22 protein-coding genes are annotated in these 20,409 nt (G+C 47.5%); 21 read left to right on the forward strand and 1 reads right to left on the reverse strand.

All coding sequences use genetic code 11. The annotated features are described in order from the left end of the window. Nucleotide 1 precedes the first annotated feature (1 nt). The 15 genes from NFR99_RS00050 (at nucleotide 2) to NFR99_RS00120 (ending at nucleotide 12,470) form a co-directional block, all read left to right on the forward strand. Nucleotides 2-1,615 (forward strand): ABC transporter substrate-binding protein, encoded by a 1,614-nt coding sequence (locus tag NFR99_RS00050; protein ID WP_251352100.1) that lies wholly within the window; start codon nucleotides 2-4, stop codon nucleotides 1,613-1,615. A gap of 70 nt (nucleotides 1,616-1,685) precedes the next feature. Continuing rightward, nucleotides 1,686-2,138 (forward strand): FHA domain-containing protein, encoded by a 453-nt coding sequence (locus NFR99_RS00055; protein ID WP_251352101.1) that lies wholly within the window; start codon nucleotides 1,686-1,688, stop codon nucleotides 2,136-2,138. Between the two features lie 312 nt (nucleotides 2,139-2,450). Beyond that, nucleotides 2,451-2,729, forward strand: a complete 279-nt coding sequence (locus NFR99_RS00060) for a hypothetical protein (RefSeq protein WP_120481071.1) — start codon at nucleotides 2,451-2,453, stop codon at nucleotides 2,727-2,729. Then, nucleotides 2,713-2,991 (forward strand): DUF4160 domain-containing protein, encoded by a 279-nt coding sequence (locus NFR99_RS15430; RefSeq protein WP_251352102.1) that lies wholly within the window; start codon nucleotides 2,713-2,715, stop codon nucleotides 2,989-2,991. The genes NFR99_RS00060 and NFR99_RS15430 overlap by 17 nt, the downstream gene beginning before the upstream one ends. A 192-nt stretch (nucleotides 2,992-3,183) precedes the next feature. Next, entirely contained in the window at nucleotides 3,184-3,360 is a 177-nt protein-coding gene (locus NFR99_RS00070) for a YjfB family protein (RefSeq protein ID WP_120481069.1), read from the forward strand. 94 nt (nucleotides 3,361-3,454) lie between these two features. Next, nucleotides 3,455-4,441, forward strand: a complete 987-nt coding sequence (locus NFR99_RS00075; RefSeq protein ID WP_251352103.1) for a diaminopimelate dehydrogenase — start codon at nucleotides 3,455-3,457, stop codon at nucleotides 4,439-4,441. 79 nt (nucleotides 4,442-4,520) lie between these two features. Beyond that, a complete protein-coding gene (locus tag NFR99_RS00080; protein ID WP_120481067.1) occupies nucleotides 4,521-5,204 on the forward strand; it encodes a YkgJ family cysteine cluster protein in 684 nt (227 codons plus the stop codon). Next, entirely contained in the window at nucleotides 5,179-5,727 is a 549-nt protein-coding gene (locus NFR99_RS00085) for a DUF2284 domain-containing protein (RefSeq protein ID WP_251352104.1), read from the forward strand. The genes NFR99_RS00080 and NFR99_RS00085 overlap by 26 nt, the downstream gene beginning before the upstream one ends. 52 nt (nucleotides 5,728-5,779) lie before the next feature. Then, nucleotides 5,780-6,055, forward strand: a complete 276-nt coding sequence (locus NFR99_RS00090) for a YabP/YqfC family sporulation protein (RefSeq protein ID WP_120481065.1) — start codon at nucleotides 5,780-5,782, stop codon at nucleotides 6,053-6,055. A 14-nt stretch (nucleotides 6,056-6,069) separates the two neighbouring features. After that, nucleotides 6,070-7,302 (forward strand): sporulation protein YqfD, encoded by a 1,233-nt coding sequence (gene yqfD, locus NFR99_RS00095; RefSeq protein ID WP_251352106.1) that lies wholly within the window; start codon nucleotides 6,070-6,072, stop codon nucleotides 7,300-7,302. Continuing rightward, the gene (locus NFR99_RS00100) at nucleotides 7,295-8,314 is read left to right on the forward strand and encodes a PhoH family protein (protein WP_120481063.1); all 1,020 of its coding nucleotides are present in this window, start codon (nucleotides 7,295-7,297) and stop codon (nucleotides 8,312-8,314) included. Before yqfD ends, NFR99_RS00100 begins: the two co-directional genes overlap by 8 nt. Then, nucleotides 8,292-8,789, forward strand: a complete 498-nt coding sequence (gene ybeY, locus NFR99_RS00105) for an rRNA maturation RNase YbeY (protein ID WP_120481062.1) — start codon at nucleotides 8,292-8,294, stop codon at nucleotides 8,787-8,789. Before NFR99_RS00100 ends, ybeY begins: the two co-directional genes overlap by 23 nt. Nucleotides 8,790-8,800: 11 nt before the next feature. Next, nucleotides 8,801-9,913, forward strand: coding sequence for a DUF3048 domain-containing protein (locus NFR99_RS00110; protein ID WP_135974913.1), 1,113 nt, complete (start codon nucleotides 8,801-8,803; stop codon nucleotides 9,911-9,913). Between the two features lie 84 nt (nucleotides 9,914-9,997). After that, on the forward strand, nucleotides 9,998-11,638 hold the full coding sequence (locus NFR99_RS00115; RefSeq protein ID WP_120481060.1) for a putative polysaccharide biosynthesis protein: 1,641 nt from the start codon (nucleotides 9,998-10,000) through the stop codon (nucleotides 11,636-11,638). Nucleotide 11,639: 1 nt separating this feature from the next. Then, nucleotides 11,640-12,470 (forward strand): pyridoxamine kinase, encoded by an 831-nt coding sequence (locus NFR99_RS00120; protein WP_120481059.1) that lies wholly within the window; start codon nucleotides 11,640-11,642, stop codon nucleotides 12,468-12,470. Between the two features lie 36 nt (nucleotides 12,471-12,506). Here the strand turns inward: NFR99_RS00120 and NFR99_RS00125 are convergent, their stop codons facing one another. Beyond that, nucleotides 12,507-12,854, reverse strand: coding sequence for a hypothetical protein (locus tag NFR99_RS00125; protein ID WP_120481058.1), 348 nt, complete (start codon nucleotides 12,852-12,854; stop codon nucleotides 12,507-12,509). Nucleotides 12,855-13,113: 259 nt separating this feature from the next. Between NFR99_RS00125 and proB the strand changes: the two genes are divergently transcribed. The 6 genes from proB to NFR99_RS00155 all read left to right on the forward strand — a co-directional run bounded on the left by proB (nucleotide 13,114) and on the right by NFR99_RS00155 (nucleotide 20,378). Continuing rightward, on the forward strand, nucleotides 13,114-13,956 hold the full coding sequence (proB, locus tag NFR99_RS00130; protein ID WP_120481057.1) for a glutamate 5-kinase: 843 nt from the start codon (nucleotides 13,114-13,116) through the stop codon (nucleotides 13,954-13,956). A 10-nt stretch (nucleotides 13,957-13,966) separates the two neighbouring features. Further along, complete coding sequence (locus NFR99_RS00135) at nucleotides 13,967-14,185, forward strand: DUF896 domain-containing protein (protein ID WP_120481056.1); 219 nt, start codon at nucleotides 13,967-13,969, stop codon at nucleotides 14,183-14,185. Then, entirely contained in the window at nucleotides 14,166-14,720 is a 555-nt protein-coding gene (locus tag NFR99_RS00140; protein WP_120481055.1) for a 5-formyltetrahydrofolate cyclo-ligase, read from the forward strand. The genes NFR99_RS00135 and NFR99_RS00140 overlap by 20 nt, the downstream gene beginning before the upstream one ends. A 32-nt stretch (nucleotides 14,721-14,752) precedes the next feature. Next, nucleotides 14,753-15,652: a M14 family zinc carboxypeptidase gene (locus NFR99_RS00145; RefSeq protein ID WP_158604767.1), complete on the forward strand. Its 900-nt coding sequence runs from the start codon at nucleotides 14,753-14,755 to the stop codon at nucleotides 15,650-15,652. Nucleotides 15,653-15,756: 104 nt separating this feature from the next. Beyond that, the gene (locus NFR99_RS00150; protein WP_251352107.1) at nucleotides 15,757-18,300 is read left to right on the forward strand and encodes a response regulator; all 2,544 of its coding nucleotides are present in this window, start codon (nucleotides 15,757-15,759) and stop codon (nucleotides 18,298-18,300) included. A 20-nt stretch (nucleotides 18,301-18,320) separates the two neighbouring features. Next, the gene (locus NFR99_RS00155; RefSeq protein WP_251352109.1) at nucleotides 18,321-20,378 is read left to right on the forward strand and encodes a bifunctional diguanylate cyclase/phosphohydrolase; all 2,058 of its coding nucleotides are present in this window, start codon (nucleotides 18,321-18,323) and stop codon (nucleotides 20,376-20,378) included. The last annotated feature ends 31 nt before the right edge of the window (nucleotides 20,379-20,409 follow it).

Below are 20,409 nucleotides of genomic sequence, written 5' to 3' on the forward strand. Positions count from 1 at the left end.
TATGGATAATCAGAAAGAACTTCAGGAAGAACTGCAAGAAGAACAGCAGGCAGGAACGGAACAGCAGAAAGAAAAAAAGGAAACAGGAAAGCAGAGAGGCAGAAAGCGGCTGATAGCCGCACTGCTCCTGCTCCTTGTCCTGGCAGCCGGAGGGGCTGCTGCATTCTGGTATTATGGACAGGATGGGGGAAAAGAAGGCTGGCAGGAAGTGCTTCATGGAGATAAAACTAAGGTACAGAAAAGCGCAGAGCAGAAAGCGCAGCTTGTGATAGGAGACGCAGGACTTTCGGACGCCCATACGGCTTATCTGCATGATACGGTTTCAGGCAGCGCCCTGCGCCGTCTGGTGTATACGCCGCTGGTGCGCGTGGACAGCACAAAAAAAGCAGAGAAATGCCTGGCAAAAGACATTGCGTTTGATACGGAGGCAAAACAGGCAGAGGTAACGCTGACAGATGCAGTATTCAGCGACGGAAGCCCTGTGACAGCGGCAGATGTAAAAGAGTCCTATCAAGCTTACGTAAGGGAAAGAATGTTTTCCGGAGTATCGCTTGGGGCAGTCGTCCAGCTTGAGGGAGCGGAAGCCTATGGAGGAAGTACCGCTACATCTATCGAAGGGATAGAAATTGTGGACGACACGACTCTGCGCTTTCATTTCCTGGAGGTATCCCCAGAGTGCCTTGATATGCTTTCCGTTCCGGTAGCAAAGCTGAGTGCAAGCGAATATCCGCTGGGAGCAGGGGAATACCAGATTACAGAGGCAGTTATAGGCAAGGAGATCCTGTTGGCTAAGAGTGAAAATACTTCTCTGGCAGAGTATCCTTACGCTACAGTACTGCTGAAAAAGGCAGAGAAAAATGGGCTGGAAGAGAACTTGAAAAATTACTCGCTTGATATGTTTCTGACAGATCAGGAGTGTACAGAAAGCATGTTAAAGGAAAGCGGCTGGCATTCCGTGTATGAACTTCCCGAGGGAACGTATGCATTTATTGGCTTCCGCTTTGCAAGCCCTAAGGTAGAGGATCCGGAAATACGCCGCGCTATTATCCAGGCGATAGATAGACAAGCGTTGTGTGATACTATTTATGGAGAAGGAAAAGTTCCTGACAGCATTCTTGGACGGGGAATGGGAAAACCGAATTTCGCAAGTATTCTGCCATATGACAAAAAGGCGGCAGAGAAGGTACTTGCGGGACTGAGTGAAACCCGGAAATCCCTCACAGTCCTGGCGGGAGCCGATGTAGGATCCCAGGGGGCTGTAGACGCCCTCGAGGAACAGCTTCGGGAATATGGGCTGACCATTGAGCGCATCGAATATTCATCGGCAAGTTCCGAAGGACTTCCGGAGGATGGGTATGATTTGTACCTGAGCCTGACGGAAGACGGAACACAGAACAGGGCGCTGCAGGCGCTTCTGTCTGGCAGCGAGGAGAAAGCCGCAGCCTATGAGAAGGAAATCGGAAATTGCCTGAAATCTGATCCGCTGTCTGTTTACAGGACGGCAGAGGAATTCTTCTGCCGGGAAGGCGCATTGATACCGATACATGCGGGAAGCCGTATGGCGGCAGTGGCGGCTGACGGCAGCCAGGAAGCGCTGCTGGAACTGCTGCAGTAGAGAATATTTTATTTAGAAAATCGATTTGCCGCTTACTTTGTAATTGTTCAAAGTAAGCGGCAAATTGATTTTGGAGAGATTTTGGTATGGTTCAATCATAGTTCATAGTTCAGGGCATATCTTTTTTCTTGCCGTATTCCTGGCTATTGTATTGGTGAGTATATCCAGAAGAAAGAAGATAGCGGTTTCAGGTATGGGGGCGGCGGGGAATTTCTATACGCCGACAGGAGCTGTTTATGGGGCGTTTGGGATATTCAACGGCCGCAGCTATCCGATGGCTCCGGGGCAGAGGTGTACCGTAGGACGGAAATCTATCTGCGATATTCAGTTGGCACACAGCCAGGTGAGCAGGCTCCACTGCGTGATAGAGATGCTGCCGGATAATGTATATCAGGTGACAGACTACTCTTCAAACGGTACATTTTATAATGACCAGAGGCTGAAAAGCAGGGAGCCGTATAGGCTTCCCAAAGGCGCGCTGCTGGCGATAGGGGATGCGGATAATGTGCTGGAGCTGAGATAACATGTGGCTTCCGGCGTTCTGTTCGCGGTGATTACCAGGATGAAATTAGCATATGGATTATTCGTATGGTTTGTGGTAAGATAAATGCAGAAAACAGATATGTTCACGCTCACCGAAATACCGGGAAAATACAATCACCTGGTATGTGATTTAGGAAGAAAATATAATTGGGGACATAGCGGAGAAAAAGGAAAAGATTCTGCAGGATGATTTTGATATAAGGATATAATTTTTTTGCGGTAGCAGCCGTGGTATTAGAGCCAACGAAGCCTTGTTAACCCAAACGTACTGAACAGAAAGGAGATTTTTATTATGATGTACCCATTTATGACGCTGGAGGATAAAACAGAGGTTGTCCATTCTGAGGTTTATGATTCTGACGGAGCAGAAACTGTAAAGGTTTATTTTGAAAAGCCTGTTTATGGTGGATTCCATTCTGCCGAATGTTATTTACCTTCTTACGAATGGAGGAATATTGACGGATTCTCCCCGGAAGAAATTGAAATATTCCAAGAATACCTCCAATCCGTGGCGCATATCGTAATCCGTCTTGCGAGAGAAGGGGGATTTGATAATGCCGCAAATTTTTAAAATCGGCTCTTACCTGGTGTATTTCTGGTCTAATGAAAATGAACCTTTGGAACCGATACACGTTCATGTTTCCGAGGGGGTTCCTTATGAAAACGCAACTAAGATATGGCTTACTCAATCTGGGCGTTGCCTGCTCTGCCATAATAACTCGCACATCCCCAACAAGAAATTAAGGGATATTATGGATATCATTGCGGCAAGGCATAGTGATATAGAGAATAAATGGCTTATGTATTTTAGGAAAATCCGTTACTACTGCTAAATCCCTATTTCTAATCGCCTTGTATAATCTGTCCGGTAATCTGAAATTTCTGATTCTGAAACGGAAACACTGACGGACTGTGTGAAACAAGTATGGATTTTCAATTGACCTTTTATATAAACTTAAGAAGAAATTACAGTCTTGTATTTTGGGTGAGTTTTTGGTATGATAGTACCCGAAGAGGTGATTTATATGAATATTCCAGCATTATCAGTTTCTATGTCCAGGAGCGAGTTAGGCATTGATTTGGGGACTGCCCTGATGGCTAAAGTGCTTGACACGGTAGAAGATGCCGGGGCAGCTCTGGAAGAGATGATAGAAACTGCCGTGATACCCGGATTGGGCGAGAATATTGACATTCGGGTATAAGAGAAACTGTGTGCTAAGAAATTAGTACACAGTTTCTTTTATACATACGGCGGAAGTAAACTGTAAATCACAGGCAGAGAGAGGAGAATAAGCTATGAGCATTAGGATTGGAATTTTAGGTTACGGAAATCTGGGGCGCGGCGTGGAATGTGCGGTTCGGCAGAATCCGGACATGGAGCTGGCGGCAGTATTTACCCGGAGAAATCCGGAGGATGTACATATATTGACAGAGACGGCGTCCGTGTGCCGGGTTTCGGAAGCGGCAGACTGGAAGGATAAGATTGATGTGATGATTCTCTGTGGCGGCAGCGCTACGGATTTGCCGGAGCAGTCTCCGGAGTTTGCGAAGCTGTTCAACATCGTAGACAGTTTCGATACCCATGCCAGAATCCCGGAGCACTTTGCTAATGTGGATGCTGCAGCGAAAGAAGGAGGGAAAGTAGGGATTATTTCCGTGGGCTGGGATCCGGGAATGTTCTCGCTGAACAGGATGTATGCGAATGCGATTCTGCCAGAAGGAAAGGACTACACGTTCTGGGGCAAGGGCGTGAGCCAGGGACATTCAGACGCTATCCGGCGTATTGACGGCGTGAAAGACGGGAAGCAGTATACAATTCCGGTGGACGCGGCGCTGGAGGCAGTGAGAAATGGAGAAAATCCTGAACTTACTACCAGGGAAAAGCATACAAGGGAATGTTTTGTCGTGCTGGAGGAAGGCGCGGATGCGGCGAAGGTAGAAGAGGAAATCAAAACGATGCCGAATTATTTTGCCGATTATGATACAACCGTGCATTTTATCAGCGAACAGGAATTGAAGGAAAAGCACAGTGGAATCCCACACGGGGGATTTGTGCTTCGCAGCGGCATGACCGGCTGGGAGAAGGAACACAGGCATTTGATTGAATACAGCCTGAAACTGGATTCCAACCCGGAGTTTACATCTTCCGTAATCGCAGCGTATGCACGGGCGGCTTACCGTCTGGCAAGCGAGGGGCAGACAGGGTGCAGGACAGTCTTTGACATCGCGCCGGCTTATCTGAGTGCGAAGAGCGGGGAAGAATTAAGGGCGTCCATGCTGTAGAGGGAAGCAGGACTGTATATAGGCGGCAAGGCCGGATTTGCAGTGTATGGCTGCCGATTGGAAGATATGGAGAAAATAAATGAGACGACAAGTAAGCCTGGATGAGATATCTGACGGTAAACTGTATGATTTGAACGACTGTGTAAAAGCGGACTGCCATGATTGCCAGGGGTGCTCTTCCTGCTGTCGGGGAATGGGAAGTTCCATTCTCTTGGATCCGCTGGATGTGCACCGTCTGCGTATGCATTTGGGGAAAAGTTTTGATGAGCTTTTGGAAGAAGCGCTGGAGCTCCGGATGGTGGACGGGACGATTCTGCCGAATTTAAGGATGGCAGGAAGCCGTGAGGCATGTGTGTTTCTGAGCGGGGAGGGGCGGTGCGGCATTCATGCAGCCCGCCCGGGAATCTGCCGCCTGTTTCCTCTGGGCCGGTATTATGAAGAGCATAAGTTCCGGTATTTTCTGCAGGTTCATGAGTGCAGTAAAACCAACAGGAGCAAGGTGAAAGTAAAGAAGTGGATAGACACGCCGAGTCCGAGACAGTATGAGAAGTTCGTGACAGACTGGCATTATTTTCTGGAAGATGCTGAGAGACTGGTGGCAGAGAGTCAGGGTACGGACAGTCCAAGGAATTTAAATTTATACATCCTGCAGAATTTTTACCGGAAACCTTTTGACGGAGAAAGGGATTTCTACGTGCAGTTTGATGTACGTCTGAGAGAGGCGAGGTGTTTAATGGATGCACAGCAAAAGGGAAATGATTGAAAAGATTCTTGCAGCTTATCCAGTGTTTCAATACGGTTTTCTGGATGTGGGCGAAATTGAGTTTAAAGAAGAGGTGCGCCATATCTGCCGCCAGGAGTGCGAGAGGTACAATACATCCTGGTCATGTCCTCCGGCTGTGGGGACGGTAGAAGAGTGCCGGAACAGATGTGAAGCATATGAACAGGCGTTGGTATTTACGACGTTAGCAGAAGTTACAGACGCCGCAGATATGGCGGAGACTTTGGAAACCAGGAAAGAGCATGAAGAGATTGTCCATGCGGTCTGCCGGGATTTGAGGGAAGCGGGGCTTGAAGTTCTGGCGCTTTCTTCAGATTCCTGCGCTGTCTGTGAAACATGCGCCTGGCCGGATGCGCCCTGCAGGCATGCGGAGAGGATGCTTCCGTGCATTGAGAGCTATGGGATTCTGGTGACTTCGGCGGCGGAAAAGCTTTCTATGGATTTTTTCTATGACGGAAGAACCGTCGTGTGGTATGGATTTGTTTTTATCAGGCAGGGAGAATGAATATGTACCCGCCCCGCTTCATATATTGTGTAATAAAAAGCGATGATAGTGTATGAGTTCGAAATCAAAATCCCTTTACCATAAAATATCCGCTGCCGCGCAGATACCGAAAGATTTGTCCGATGGGGCGGTTCTTGTGACTGCGACAGGGCAGGAGGAGCTGTGCATTGAGAATTACCGCGGAATCATTGAGTACACAGATTCACGGCTGATGCTCCAGACGAAAAACTGCAGATTGGAAGTGCTGGGGAAAAATTTATTTATCTCTTATTACACCGGGGAGGAAATGAAGGTGACGGGGCATATCGAGCAGATAAACTATCTGTAAGCGGAGGTGTCTGTTTGGTACAACAATTATTACAGTACACGAAAGGGTATGTGCGCATACGGGTGACAGGCAGCTCTTATGAGCGCTTTCTGAATATGTGCGCGAAACATCAGATTGAGCTGTGGGATCTCCTGGAAGCGCACAACGCTTATGAGATGAATCTGTCCATCCGTGGGTTTAAAACCCTGAGGCCCCTGGTGAAAAAGAGCGGTACAAAAGTCCGTATCATTGAAAGATATGGACTTCCCTTTTTTTTGCACAGACATCGGGGGCGGAAAGCGCTTCCCTGCGGAGTGCTGTTTGGCGTCCTGTTGATGATGTTTTTGTCTGGCTTTATATGGGATATCCATATAGAGGGGAACCAGGCAAGGACAGATGACGTAATCTTTGATTTTCTCACAGAGCAGAGGATTACACATGGGATGTGGAAATCCAGGATCGACTGCAAGGCGTTGGCGGCAGATATCCGTAAAGCGTTTGACGACATTATATGGGTATCAGTGAAAATACAGGGAACCCGGCTGCTGATTGATGTAAAGGAAAATACAGATTTAGCGCTTGAAGAAGAGGTGGATTACGGCCCAAGTGATTTGATTTCTGATGTGGACGGCGTTGTGCAGGAGATTATTACCCGCTCGGGTACGCCTGTGGTCAAAGCAGGCGACACTGTAAAAAAGGGGCAGCCGCTGGTGCTGGGACAGGTGGAGATCCTGGATGATGCGGGAGAGGTAGCTGACTATCAGTATGTGGCGGCGGACGCAGATATTTATGTAAAAACAACATATTCTTACAATGAGACATTCTCCATGAAATACATAAAAAAGGAATATACGGGCAGGATGAAAAAAGGAGTATTTCTGACGATGTTCGGAAAGAACTTTGCGTTTACAGGCTGGCCGGTATCTTATGAGGCTTCGGACGTAGTAAAGGAAGGGCATCAGCTCAGGGTTACGGAAAATTTTTATTTGCCTGTGACGGTGGGGAAGATAGAGTGCAGAGAATATGAATTGATAGAAAAAACATATTCAAAAGAAGAAGCTGTCAGAAAAGCAAAAGAATCCCTCGCTAAATTTCTTTGGAAAATGCAAGAAAAAGGGGTTCAAATATTACAAAATAATGTTAAAATAGAAATAGGCGTAAAAAGCTGTACAGCGCGTGGGGAAATTGAAATTACCAGGCGGGCGGGGAAACGGGTGGAACGCACGCTGGGCGTTGATGCAGAGGAAAGGATTCAGGCGAATGAGTAATATCATCGAAATAAGAATATCCGTTCCGGCGGAACATGAAAAAAATGTTTTTGGACAGTTCGATGAGCATATCAAGAAGATTGAGAAAACACTTAATGTGACCTTGATTGCCCGGGATGGTGCACTGAAGATTATTGGAAATGAAGGAGCGGTAAATAAAGCAAAAAGTGTGTTTACGCAGCTGGTAGAATTATCCAGACGCGGAAATGTCATTCAGGCGCAGAATGTGGACTATGTCCTGTCACTTTCGTTTGAAGATAAAGAAGCTTCGATTGTAGAGATTGATAAGGACTGCATCTGCCATACCATCAATGGAAAGCCGATCAAACCCAAGACGCTGGGACAGAAACAGTATGTAGACGCCATACGCGAAAAAATGATAGTGTTTGGAATCGGACCGGCAGGAACAGGAAAAACATATCTGGCGATGGCGATGGGAATCCAGGCGTTTAAAAGCGACGAAGTGGGGCGTATTATCCTCACCAGGCCGGCGATAGAGGCCGGGGAGAAGCTGGGATTCCTGCCCGGAGATCTGCAGAGCAAGGTAGACCCGTATCTGAGGCCGCTCTACGATGCGCTTTACCAGATTATGGGGCCGGACAGTTTTATGAAGAATATGGAAAAAGGGCTGATTGAGGTGGCGCCTCTCGCCTATATGCGCGGGCGTACACTGGATAATGCATTTATTATTCTGGATGAGGCGCAGAATACAACCCCGGCGCAGATGAAGATGTTCCTGACCAGAATCGGATTCGGCTCAAAGGTTATCATCACCGGTGACTTGACACAGAAGGATCTGCCATCCGGACAGAAATCAGGCCTGGATGTGGCAGTGCGCGTGCTGAAGAAGATTGATGAAGTGGCTTTCTGCAATCTCACCAGCAAGGATGTGGTGCGCCACCCGCTGGTACAGAAAATCGTAAAAGCCTACGAGGAATATGAAAAGCGGACAGAGAATCAGCAGGAGCACCATCCGGGAAGGAAAAAATATGACGCTAAATTTCGAAGATGAGTATGATTTGGCACTTCCCTTTGATGCAGAGGAACTGGCGGAACGGGTGATCGCATGCGGGCTGGACTACGAGGGCTGCCCATATGAGGCAGAAGTAAGCCTGCTTCTCACCTCAGATACGGAAATACACAGGCTGAACCGGGAGTTCCGGGGGATTGACAGACCCACAGATGTGCTTTCGTTTCCGATGCGGGAATACGAAAGACCTGCGCATTTTGAAGAACTGGAGGAAACAGGGGATGACTGTTTTAACCCTGATACCGGAGAACTGGTGCTTGGGGATATTGTAATCTCTAAGGACAGGGTTCTGGCACAGGCGGAGGCGTATGGACATTCAGTGATTAGGGAATTTGCGTTCCTTGTGGCTCACAGCATACTCCACTTGCTGGGGTATGACCATATGGAGCCGGGGGAGGCAAAGGATATGGAAAGAAGGCAGTCTGAGATTTTAAATCAGATGAGTATACAAAGATAAGGGAGAAAAAAATGAAAAAACAGACAGCAGCAATATTACTTATAGCGGCAGCAGTGGCGCTGGGAGGATGTAAGAAAAAGGCAGAGACAGAGGCAACAGAGCCTGCGACACAGCAGCCTGTAACGGAAACTGTTGAACAGCCTAAACCGACGGTGGTAGAAGAAACAGAGAGCGAAGCGCTGTCCGGTGACAGGAGCTATCTGACAGGAGAAGTTGTAGGGGAAGAGCAGCATAACAGGCGTCCGTTCGCGGTTATGATGAATAATATTATCAATGCATGTCCTCAGGCGGGAATTGAGAAGGCAGGAGTGGTTTACGAAGCGCCGGTAGAAGGCGGTATTACACGTCTTATGGGAATCTTCGAGGACGTGGAAGGCATGGAGAAAATCGGGGCTGTAAGAAGCTGCCGTACGTATTATCCGATGTACGCGCGTGAATTTGATGCGATTTATGTCCACTATGGACAAGCGGTCTATGCAGTGGAGCTTTTGAATTCTGAGGATGTGAATAATATCAGCGGCCTGGAGTACCAGGAAGGCGCAGGGCAGATTTACGGATATGCCGGAGAAGACATTTTCTACCGTACTTCAGACCGTCCGGCTCCCCACAACTGCTATACCAGCGGCGAAGCTCTGGATAATGCATGTACAAAGCTGGGTTACCGCAGGGTGCATGAAGAGGACTTCCAGCAGAAGTATCAGTTTGCGGCAGACGGAGAGACGGTTACGCTCGACGGAGGCGAGGCAGCGACGATTAAACCGGGATATCAGGTCAATTCCCCGTGGTTTGAATACAGGGACGGAAAATATTACCGTTATCAGTACGGGGATGAACAGATTGACGAACTCACCGGGGAACAGCTTACCTACACAAACATTATTTTCCAGCTTTCACCGTGGGAGAATTATGATGACCACGGCTACCTGAATATTGATACCATATCAGGCGGGGATGCTTATTATTTTACAAACGGCACATATGAAAAATGTACCTGGAGACGGGAGAGCGGGGATGCTCCGGCGAAATATTATGACGAAAACGGTGACGAGATTGTGCTGAATCAGGGAAAAACCTGGGTCTGCATTATTCAGGATTCCTATGCGGATGCTATAGTCATTGAATAATACCTGGGGAAACAGCCCGGAGTCCAATATCCGTGCAAGCACGCCTGCCTGGCTCCTTGCTTGTGGGAATGAAAGAGGTTTGTTTTGGGAAACGGAAGCAAAAATAAAGACTATTTAGTACAGGGGACGATCCTGGTAATCGCATCCTTTGTGGCCCGGGTAATCGGCATGATTTACAGAATTCCGCTGACGCGCATCCTGGGTCATCAGGGCAACACATATTATTCTACAGCGAATGAGATTTATGCGATTATTCTGATGATTTCTTCGTTCAGCCTGCCTTTGGCGGTGTCAAAGCTTGTCTCGGAAAGGCTGCATAAGGGACAGAAGAAGAATGCACATAAGGTTTTTGTATGTGCGATGAAGTTCGGGCTTGTGGCCGGCGGAATCATGTCCCTGCTTACCCTGGCGCTGAGCGGGGTTATTACAAAGTTTATGAAATTTGAGATGGCTGCCTATGCCTTGCGGGTACTCTCTCCGGCAATTTTCATCTATGCTGTAGTGGGCGTCCTGCGCGGTTTCTTCCAGGGGCACGAAACTATGGTGCCTACGGCAGTCTCACAGGTAATCGAGCAGATTGTGAATGCTGTAGTGTCTGTGGGAGGCGCGGCGCTGCTGATTGGTTATGGCACGGAACTGGGGCGTGAAAAAGGGAATGATTCGCTGGGACCTGCGTTTGGTGCGGCAGGCGGCACGTTGGGTACGGTAGTAAGCGTTACGGTAGCTTTACTGTTCCTGCTGTTTATTTATGTATCATATCAGAGGAGCTTCCGGCGGCAGATGCGGCGGGATCACACGAAAAGGCTGGAATCCGACCAGGTCATTTACCGGGCACTGATTGCAACGATTCTTCCGGTTATCCTGAGTACGGTAATCTACAACATCAGTACGATTATTGACCAGGGAATTTTCGGGGGAATTATGACCGGGCAGGGATATTCCGAGAAGGAGTACAGTACGGTCTGGGGAATATTTGTGGAGTTTAAAGTGTTGATGAATGTGCCGCTGTCTATCGCATCGTGTCTGGCGCCTTCAGTGGTGCCAAGCCTGACTGCATCTATGACAGATGAGGATTACCGGGCAGCGGGGATTAAAGTGCGTGATTCCATCCGCTATACAATGGTGTTTACGATTCCCTGTGCCGTGGGGCTGGCAGCGCTGGCTTCACCGGTTATGCAGCTGGTGTATGGGGATTCCAGTGCATTGGCGGCGGGCATCATGCAGAGCGGCGCGTTGATGATAGTACTTTATGCACTATCTACGCTGACGACGGGGATTCTCCAGGGACTGGGGGAGATGCAGAAACCCCTGATCCATTCAGCGATTGCCCTGGTGTTCCATATTATTGTGCTTGTACTTATGCTGAATTTCAGCGGAATGAATATATACAGCGTGGTATACGCGAATATTTTCTTTGCTTTTGTAATTTGCGTTTTAAATGCATGGGCGATTAACCGTGCGATTGGCTATCATCAGGAATTGAGGCGTACCTTTATTATACCGATTCTGGTGTCAGGGATTATGGGACTTGCTGCTTATGGGACGTACAGATTGTTTGCTTTATTTGCCGGCGTCCTGTTTCCGGCAGTGCTTGCAGTTCTGGTGGGGGCTGTTGTATATGTGGCGCTGCTCGTAAAAATGCGGGGCATCACGGAGCGGGAGCTGCGGGGAATGCCGAAAGGGAATTATCTCGTATACATTCTGCAGAGACTGAGGATTTTATAAGATGATAAAAGAAAAAAGAAAGCCAGTAACGCGTGTAGCAGTCATCCATGATTTATGCGGTGTGGGGAAAGCTGCCATGACGAATATCCTTCCGGTATTATCGGTCATGGGGATTGAGGCATGCCCACTGCCGACAATGGTATTGTCTGCCCACACAGGAGGATATGGAAAGCCGGTAATGCGTGCATTGCCGGCTTTTGTCGGGCGGAGCGCGGAACATCTCTGGGAGAACGGAATCAGGTTTGATGATATCTTCGTCGGATATCTCGGTAATATTTCTATGCTGGAGGAGGTGCGCATACTGCTAAGACAGTATCCGGAAGCATATGTGCTGGTCGATCCGATTATGGCCGACCACGGTGTATATTACAGGAATTACGATGAAGCCTATGGAAAAGCCATGCGGAAGCTTTTAAAGTACAGTGACGTTATTACGCCGAACTATACGGAAAGCTGTTTTCTGGCAGGGGAGAACTATGAGGAGAGGTGTACCGAAGAGAAGATTTGCAGAATTTGTGAAAGGCTGGGGGAACTTGGAGCCAGGCAGACAGTGATTACAAGCGTACCGATATCAGGGGCGGAAATCGGGATTGCCGTGTACGGCGCGGAAGGGCTTAAGGTATTGAAGAGAAACCAGGCAGGGCGCGCCTATCCCGGAACAGGAGACTTGTTTGCGGCTGTCCTGAAAGGGAGTATGATACAAGGTAAGAGCCTAATGGAGTCTGTCGTGAAAGCCCATGATTTTGTAAGCCGGTGCATCAAGATGAGTGATGCGTTCGGATATCCGGTGCGGGAAGGCGTGATGTTGGAGCCGAATCTGCAGTATTTGTGACTGTACACAGGATATCCGGCCAGACAGCCGGGGATTTCAGCTGCTGTAGTTTTCGAGGAAGCTGTAGAGTTCCCGGTCGTCCAGGAGGTACAGCCCTTTTTTGATTTTCTTCCGAATGTTTTTCGGAAGCTCTGCCAGTGAAATACTGGTCGGTTCATAGATGGTTTTTCCGTCTGCAAAATATACATATACGCAGCCGTCCTTTTCTTTCAGGCAGTATTGGTACAATTTTTTTTCGCGCCCCGCTTCTGCAGGAGCTATGGAAAGTTCTTCTGTATGTTCTGTCTGTGAGTCCTCTGCATACATAGATTGGTAGCTGCCGGCATAGAGGGCGCACAGGATTGCCGTGCATAGCAGGATGCTGATGCCATAATTTTTTTTCATGATTTCTCCTTTCTGGCGCGTTTTTCGCTATCTTTCGTAAACTTGAACATTTGCTTCCAAGCTTTTTCATGGTTTTGTCATAGTATCGACATTTTCAATGCATTTATCCATCATTGCCGCAGATGACGGCAGACCAATATTTACAAAAATGATTTTGCGTCAGGCATCTGTCTTGAAAGCGTGACATTTAACTGGACAGATGTATTCTGGTGTTGTAAGATAGGACGCGTGGAAAATGTGTGTTAGAAGGGAATAGAAGATGAATTTAAGAGAAAGACTAAAAGATAAACAAAGGATTGTGATTAAAGTAGGCTCATCCTCACTGGTACATGAGGAGACAGGAGCGCTGAACCTGACCAAGCTGGAAATTTTGGTGAGGGAAATCAGTGATATCCGAAATATGGGAAAGGAAGTCATTCTGGTATCTTCGGGAGCCATTGCTGTGGGAGCGGCTGCGGCAAAACTGGCGGAGCGGCCGGGGACGACCGAAGAGAAGCAGGCGTGCGCCGCTATAGGGCAGGGGCGTCTGATGATGATTTATCAGAAACTTTTTATGGAATACAATCAGCTTGCTGCACAGATTCTTATGACGAAAAATACAGTGCTGGATAATTTGAGCCGCCATCATGCATTAAATACATTCCGGGAGCTTTTGCATATGGGGGCGATTCCAATTGTAAATGAAAATGATACAGTAGCGACTTATGAGATTCATTTTGGAGACAATGATTCGCTTTCGGCTATTGTGGCGGCATTGGTAGATGCAGATTTGCTGATTCTTTTGTCGGATATTGACGGGCTTTATACGGATGATCCAAACCAGAACCCCCACGCGGAGTTTATTGATATCGTTACGGAACTGGACCAGCATTTGCTGGAGATGGGAAAAGAAAGCTCCGGCAGCAGCGTGGGAACCGGCGGCATGGCGTCGAAGCTTCAGGCAGCGCAGCTTGCAGGCGCTGCAGGAGTGGATATGGTGATTGCCAACGGAGAAGATTTCCATGTGATACATAAAATCATACAGGGGCGGAATCATGGGACACTTTTTATAAGCAGGCCGGAAAAAGAATTTTATTTGATTGATTACCTGGAACAACTATAGGAGGAGCGGGATGGACGAGAAGAAGTTAAAACGGATTAATGAACTGGCAAGAAAGTCAAAAGCCGAGGGGCTGACCCGGGCGGAGCAGGAGGAACAGGCAGAACTGCGCAGAGAGTATATTGAGGCAGTGCGGATGAATCTGAAAGCACAGCTTGATAATATTGATATTAAAGAGAAAGATGGGAGCGTCACCAATCTGGGGGAGCGGTATGGAAAAAAAGGAAATTAGAAAACTGATTTTTGCCAGGCGAAGGCAGCTTGACGCAGGGGAGCTGGAGCGGCGCAGCCAGATGATATGTAAAAGAATCATGGAGCTGGAACAGTGGAAAACCGCTGGGTGCGTCTATGCATATATGGATTGTAAAGGAGAGGTGTGTATGCGCCCTATCCTGGAAACCGCCTGGGCAGAGGGGAAACGTATTGCCGTGCCGAAAGTGTTCGGAGAGGAAATGCGCTTTTTCTATATTCAGGCATATGAAGAAACAGCTCCGGGGTATTATGGTATTCCCGAACCGACGGGCGGAGAGGAAGCCGTTTGTGAAGATGCGCTGATGATTATGCCAGGGGTGGCTTTTGACAAAGAACGGCGCCGATGCGGTTACGGCGGAGGGTTTTATGACCGTTTTCTAAGCGTACATACCGGCTTGACAACAATTGCCCCGGCATTTGAGTTTCAGATTGTGGAGGAAGTGCCGAAGGATGTGTTTGACATAGCGCCGCATACAGTTGTCACGGAAAGCAGGATTTTCCATATGATAAAATAAGTTATGAATGATATCATGTGGAGGGGCTGCGTTTGATAGAATTTGGGAAAATCTACACCAGCGGGGAAATCCTGGAGCATTCAAAAGAACTGGCAAAAGAGCATCCCGGGCATCTGCATTACCGTCGTGCCGGGGAGAGCCACGACGGAAGGGAGATTCCGGGGCTTCTTCTGGGAGATTCCGGCAAATGCCTGATTGTGAGCAGCGCCATTCACGGCAGGGAGAGCTTAAATCCGGCGCTGCTGCTGCGGATGGCAGAGGATTATGCTCTTATCCGTGAAAATGAGTACCGCGACCCGGGACTTGATGAATGGCAGGAACTGCTTACGGATTACAGCATTTATTTTCTGCCGCTAATGAACCCGGATGGATATGAAATAGCGCTGAGAGGTTTTTCGGAAATTCGGAATCCTCTGTTTGGGAATATTGCTGCGGCAAAAGGGATTTTGCATACGGAATGGAAAGAGAACGGAAGAGGTGTGGATATTAACAGGAATTTTCCCTGTGCGTCTTATCAGGCGAGGGAAGGGATGAAAAAGTCTGCCAGTGAACAGGAGACGCGGGCATTAATTCATGCTTTTGGAGAGTTTCCGGAATCCGTGGGATATATAGATTTTCATTCCAGAGGCAGGATTATCTATTATTATAGAGACGCTATGCCATACCGTTATAACCGGAGAGCAAAGTGTATAGCGAAACATTTACAGAAGATTTCCGGTTATGCGCTGGGGAAAAGGAAAGAAGAGCATGCCTCCAGGAATGATGGGGGGAATTCTGTGAATTTTTATTCAGAAACATACCGTAAGCCGGCGCTGACTGTAGAAACGGTGGGGGATGAAGAAGAGTTTCCGCTGAATCCCGCGCTTCAGGCAGAAACGTATCAGGAGACACGGTGGATTCCGCTGGAGTTTTTAAAAAACCTGCTTGAATAACCCGGCGGGCTATGATAAGCTAGTTATCGTAATACTGCAATCCGCAGATGTTTTTCTGCGGATTGCAGCAGATAGGTTAGTATACGCTAAAGGAGTAAAGTTCAATGTTTAAAGAGACAAAGAAGCTGCTGCTGGCCAGTATTGTCGGTCTGATAGCATTATGTGTTGGGGTGTTTTTCTGGATAAGTGCTACCATGAGCGGAAAGAGTGGGGAGACGATCAGTGAAATCGGCATGATTTATATGTCGGAGATGAGTAAACAGCTTCAGGAAAAATTTGCCGCAATCGTTGATTTGCGCCTGGCACAGATAGAAGGGATCATCAGGCGTACGCCGCCGGACACAATCAGTTATGGAGAAGAAATGATAAGCGAGCTGAATAAGAGTGCAGACATCAGAGAGTTCAGCTATTTGGCGCTTTATGGAGAGAATGGAGAATGTGAGCCGATTCATGGCGGGGAGATAACGCCAATCAATCAGGAAGAGTTCCGGGAAGTATTACATAATAAAGAGGAGCGGGTAACCAGCGGGTGGACAGAGAATGGTGAAAAGCTGCTTATGTTGTGTGTGGACGCGGCATATCCAATGGAAAATGGGAAAACCAGCATCGCAATTGTGGCAGGGATACCGATGGAGTATATGGCGGACGCTATGGTGCTCGATGGCGGGGACGGCGCCATGACGTATTCACATATTATCCGTAAAGATGGAAGCTATGTGGTCAGAAGCGGCAGTGCATTCAGAGAGGATTATTTTTCGCGTATTAAAGAAGTATTTGGGGAATACAACGGCAAAACGCCGGATGAGTATGCACGGGAGCTGCAGGATGCAATGGAGGCAGGTGAAGACTATTCCGCGCTGGCGATGGTAGGCGATGTGCATCGTCATTTATACTGTTCATCATTGCCAAGTTCCGAGTGGTACATGGTGTCTGTCATGCCATACGGTATTTTGGATGATGCAATCGGCAGGCTGAGTACCCAGCGACAGGGAGTTGTTTTGGGTGCGTGCGGAAGTATTCTTGCGGCTTTGCTTCTGGTTTTTGCTCTGTATTACAGACTGTCCCAGCAGCAGCTCAGGGAATTGCAGAAGGCTAAGAGAGAGGCGGATCGTGCGAACCAGGCAAAAAGCGAGTTTTTGTCTAACATGAGCCATGACATCCGTACGCCGATGAACGGAATTGTGGGAATGACGGCGATTGCCGTGGCAAACATTGATGATATCTCACGTGTAAAAGACTGTCTGAGGAAAATCACCTTGTCCAGCAAGCATCTGCTGGGGCTGATTAATGATGTGCTGGATATGTCAAAGATTGAAAGCGGGAAGCTTTCTTTGAGCCTTGATTTGATTTCTCTGAGGGAGACTATGGACAGTATTGTAAATATTGTGCAGCCTCAGATTAAAAGCAATCGGCAGCATTTTGATATTTTTATCCAGAAAATCATGACGGAAAATGTGTATGGCGACAGTGTGCGTCTGAATCAGGTTCTGATTAATTTACTGTCTAATGCAGTGAAGTTTACCCCGGAAGAAGGACTGATTAATGTTTATCTCACACAGGAAGAATCGCCGAAAGGAGATAAATATGTCAGATGTCATTTCCGGGTGAAAGACAGCGGCATCGGGATGTCTGAGGAATTTCAGCAAAAGATTTTTGATACTTTTACACGTGATGAGTCCAGCCAGGTTCAGAAGATTGAGGGAACAGGTCTGGGCATGGCGATTACAAAGTATATTGTTGAAATGATGGACGGGACGATTGAAGTAAGCAGCGAGTTAGGGAAAGGCAGCGAATTCCATGTGATGCTTGATTTGGAGAAAGCTACTGTTGCGGAAGACGATATGATGCTGCCGCCTTGGAGAATGCTGGTAGTAGACAATAATGAAGACCTCTGTAACAGCGCAGTTCAGGCATTGACTGAAATAGGAATTAATGCGGAATGGGCATTGGGCGGAAATGAGGCTGTTAAAAAAGTAAGAGAGAACCATAGTAATCATAATGACTATGATATTGTGTTGCTGGATTGGAAAATGCCGGGTATGGATGGTATGCAGACAGCGAAAGAAATCAGGAAGATTGTGGGGGATGAACTTCCCATCCTGATCATATCTGCTTATGACTGGAGCGATATTGAAGAAGAAGCCCGGCAGGTAGGTATACATGGATTTATCTCAAAGCCACTGTTTAAGTCAAATCTGTATCTTGGATTGAACCGTTATCTGCAAGGCTCATCAGAACCGGAGGAACAGATTGAGGAAGAGCAGAATTTTATCGGAAAACGTATCCTGCTGGCAGAGGATAATGATTTGAACTGGGAGATTGCAGAAGAAATCCTTACAGATGTAGGCTTCGAGGTAGAGTGGGCAGAGAACGGCCGGATCTGTGTAGAGAAGTTCAAGGAGTCCGGGGTCGGGTATTATGACCTGGTTCTGATGGACATCCGCATGCCGGTGATGAGCGGGTATGATGCGGCAAAAGCAATCCGGGCTTTGGAACGTGCGGATGCAGGGCTGCCGATTATCGCGATGACTGCAGATGCATTTTCAGAGGATATTCAGAGATGTTTGGAATGTGGCATGAATGAGCATATTGCAAAGCCGATTGATGTGAATAAGCTGATGCATCACCTTCAGAGCTATTTTAAATAACAGGGTAGGAAGATGGTTCAATGAATAAAAAAGAGAATGGACAAATAAGAAATAAAATATTGATAGTGGATGACTCGGAAATTAACCGTTCGCTTCTTTCGGATATGTTGTCTGGTGAATATGAAATTTTGGAAGCGGAAAATGGGATGGAGGCATCAGCAATTCTGCAGAGCCATGAGCATGAGATTTCGGTAATGCTGCTGGATATTGTGATGCCTGTTATGGATGGATTTGAGACGCTGGTGGCCATGAACAAAAATGGCTGGATAAAAAGCATTCCGGTAATCATGATATCAGCGGAAACAGTTCCGGCATATGTCGACAGGGCTTATGATTTAGGCGTGCAGGATTATATCAGCCGTCCGTTTGACGAGCGTACAGTACGCCGCCGTGTGATTAATACGATCATGCTTTTTGCCAAACAGAAGGAGCTTTCCCATATGGTGGCAGACCAGATGATGGAGAAGGAAAACGGCAATCAGCTGATGATAGAGATTTTGTCAAATATCGTGGAATTCAGAAACGGGGAGAGCGGGCTTCATGTATTGCATATCTGTACGCTGACAGAGTTGTTTTTGAAAGCGCTGTTGGAGAAAACGGATAAATATGATATTTCACGGAAAGATATTCCGCTGATCTGTAATGCTTCCGCACTGCATGATATTGGGAAAATTGTCATTCCGGAAGAAGTACTGAATAAACCGGGAAGGTTTACGGACGAGGAGTTTGCTATTATGCGTACCCACTCGATGGAGGGAGCCAGGCTGTTAGAGGATATTCCTATGCGGAAAAATGAACCGTTGATTCAGCTTGGGTATCAGATTTGCCGCTGGCATCATGAACGATATGACGGAAAAGGATATCCGGACGGCCTGAAGGGAGAAGAGATTCCCATCGTGGCTCAAGTGGTAGCGCTGGCAGATGTGTATGATGCGCTTACCAGTAAACGGGTATATAAGGACGCCTACAGTCATGAGAAAGCCGTGGAGATGATTTTGAATGGGGAATGCGGCATATTTAATCCGATACTGATGGAATGCCTGAAAGATATTTCGGATACATTAGAAAAAGAGTTGTCTGTGCTCTCTCAGGGAAGTTCACAGACTGAGATTCTCGGTACAGTGGAAATGATGATGGAGAAGGGAGAACTGGAGGTATCTGAGCGCACATTGCGGCTGCTGGAACATGAGAGAACCAAATATCAGTTTTATGCAGAGCTTTCCCATGAAATACAGTTTGAGTATACGGCTATGCCGGAAATGCTGATTCTTTCCGAGTGGGGGGCGCGTTATCTTGATATGCCGGAAACCGTGCTGAATCCGAGAGAGGAAGCGTTTGGGCAAAAAGTATTTGACGGAAGTGACTTCGAGGAGCTGCTGAGGCTTTTGGTGAATACTACGCCGGAGAAACCGGTAGTTGAGAAGAAATATCTGTTGAATATCAATGGACATGAGCGTTGGAGCAGGGTCATCGCCCGTTCTATGTGGGATGATGGGGAAACACCTGAGTATATGGGAGCAATCGGCAAAATTGTAGATATCCATGACAACATGGAAAAGATGACCAACCTTGAGCGGATGGCAGCCCATGACTCGCTTACAGGGCTTTTGAACCACAAGGCGGCAAAGGAGAAAATTTCCGACATACTTAATCAGGATGAACAGCAAAAATATATCCTTTTGTTGTTTGATTTAGATAAGTTTAAACAGGCGAACGACCAGTATGGGCATTTGTTTGGAGATGAGGTACTGAAATATGTAGCAGAAACAATTAAAAAAAGTACGCGTGCTTCTGATATTGCGGCGCGTATGGGAGGAGATGAATTTCTGCTTTTTATGCCGTACAAAGAGCAGGCAGAACCTTTGGTGAAACGTATTTTTGATTTGCTGTGCGGACAGTATAAAGAGTTTCGTGTCAGTGTGAGCATGGGGATTGCATGCGCCGAGGAATGCGGAGGCGATTACAGCGTATTGTTCCATATGGCGGATGAAGCGATGTACGAGGCAAAAAGAAGCGGGCGCGGAAGATACTGTTTTTATAAAGCGGAGATGGCGGATACCGGAGGGGAAGCCAGATAAAGGGAGTGCGGTAAGGCTATTTATGAAAGAA

The sequence above is a fragment of the Hominisplanchenecus murintestinalis genome (assembly GCF_943193015.1).
Classification (GTDB): domain Bacteria; phylum Bacillota; class Clostridia; order Lachnospirales; family Lachnospiraceae; genus Hominisplanchenecus_A; species Hominisplanchenecus_A murintestinalis.

Excerpts from the sequence above, each read along its gene's own strand:
- NFR99_RS00050 (WP_251352100.1), top strand. The coding sequence starts at position 2 with ATGGATAATCAGAAAGAACTTCAGGAAGAACTGCAAGAAGAACAGCAG.
- NFR99_RS00060 (WP_120481071.1), top strand. The coding sequence starts at position 2,451 with ATGATGTACCCATTTATGACGCTGGAGGATAAAACAGAGGTTGTCCAT.
- NFR99_RS15430 (WP_251352102.1), top strand. The coding sequence starts at position 2,713 with ATGCCGCAAATTTTTAAAATCGGCTCTTACCTGGTGTATTTCTGGTCT.
- NFR99_RS00070 (WP_120481069.1), top strand. The coding sequence starts at position 3,184 with ATGAATATTCCAGCATTATCAGTTTCTATGTCCAGGAGCGAGTTAGGC.
- NFR99_RS00075 (WP_251352103.1), top strand. The coding sequence starts at position 3,455 with ATGAGCATTAGGATTGGAATTTTAGGTTACGGAAATCTGGGGCGCGGC.
- NFR99_RS00080 (WP_120481067.1), top strand. The coding sequence starts at position 4,521 with ATGAGACGACAAGTAAGCCTGGATGAGATATCTGACGGTAAACTGTAT.
- NFR99_RS00085 (WP_251352104.1), top strand. The coding sequence starts at position 5,179 with ATGCACAGCAAAAGGGAAATGATTGAAAAGATTCTTGCAGCTTATCCA.
- NFR99_RS00090 (WP_120481065.1), top strand. The coding sequence starts at position 5,780 with ATGAGTTCGAAATCAAAATCCCTTTACCATAAAATATCCGCTGCCGCG.
- NFR99_RS00100 (WP_120481063.1), top strand. The coding sequence starts at position 7,295 with ATGAGTAATATCATCGAAATAAGAATATCCGTTCCGGCGGAACATGAA.
- ybeY (WP_120481062.1), top strand. The coding sequence starts at position 8,292 with ATGACGCTAAATTTCGAAGATGAGTATGATTTGGCACTTCCCTTTGAT.
- NFR99_RS00110 (WP_135974913.1), top strand. The coding sequence starts at position 8,801 with ATGAAAAAACAGACAGCAGCAATATTACTTATAGCGGCAGCAGTGGCG.
- NFR99_RS00120 (WP_120481059.1), top strand. The coding sequence starts at position 11,640 with ATGATAAAAGAAAAAAGAAAGCCAGTAACGCGTGTAGCAGTCATCCAT.
- NFR99_RS00125 (WP_120481058.1), bottom strand. The coding sequence starts at position 12,854 with ATGAAAAAAAATTATGGCATCAGCATCCTGCTATGCACGGCAATCCTG.
- proB (WP_120481057.1), top strand. The coding sequence starts at position 13,114 with ATGAATTTAAGAGAAAGACTAAAAGATAAACAAAGGATTGTGATTAAA.
- NFR99_RS00135 (WP_120481056.1), top strand. The coding sequence starts at position 13,967 with ATGGACGAGAAGAAGTTAAAACGGATTAATGAACTGGCAAGAAAGTCA.
- NFR99_RS00140 (WP_120481055.1), top strand. The coding sequence starts at position 14,166 with ATGGAAAAAAAGGAAATTAGAAAACTGATTTTTGCCAGGCGAAGGCAG.
- NFR99_RS00150 (WP_251352107.1), top strand. The coding sequence starts at position 15,757 with ATGTTTAAAGAGACAAAGAAGCTGCTGCTGGCCAGTATTGTCGGTCTG.
- NFR99_RS00155 (WP_251352109.1), top strand. The coding sequence starts at position 18,321 with ATGAATAAAAAAGAGAATGGACAAATAAGAAATAAAATATTGATAGTG.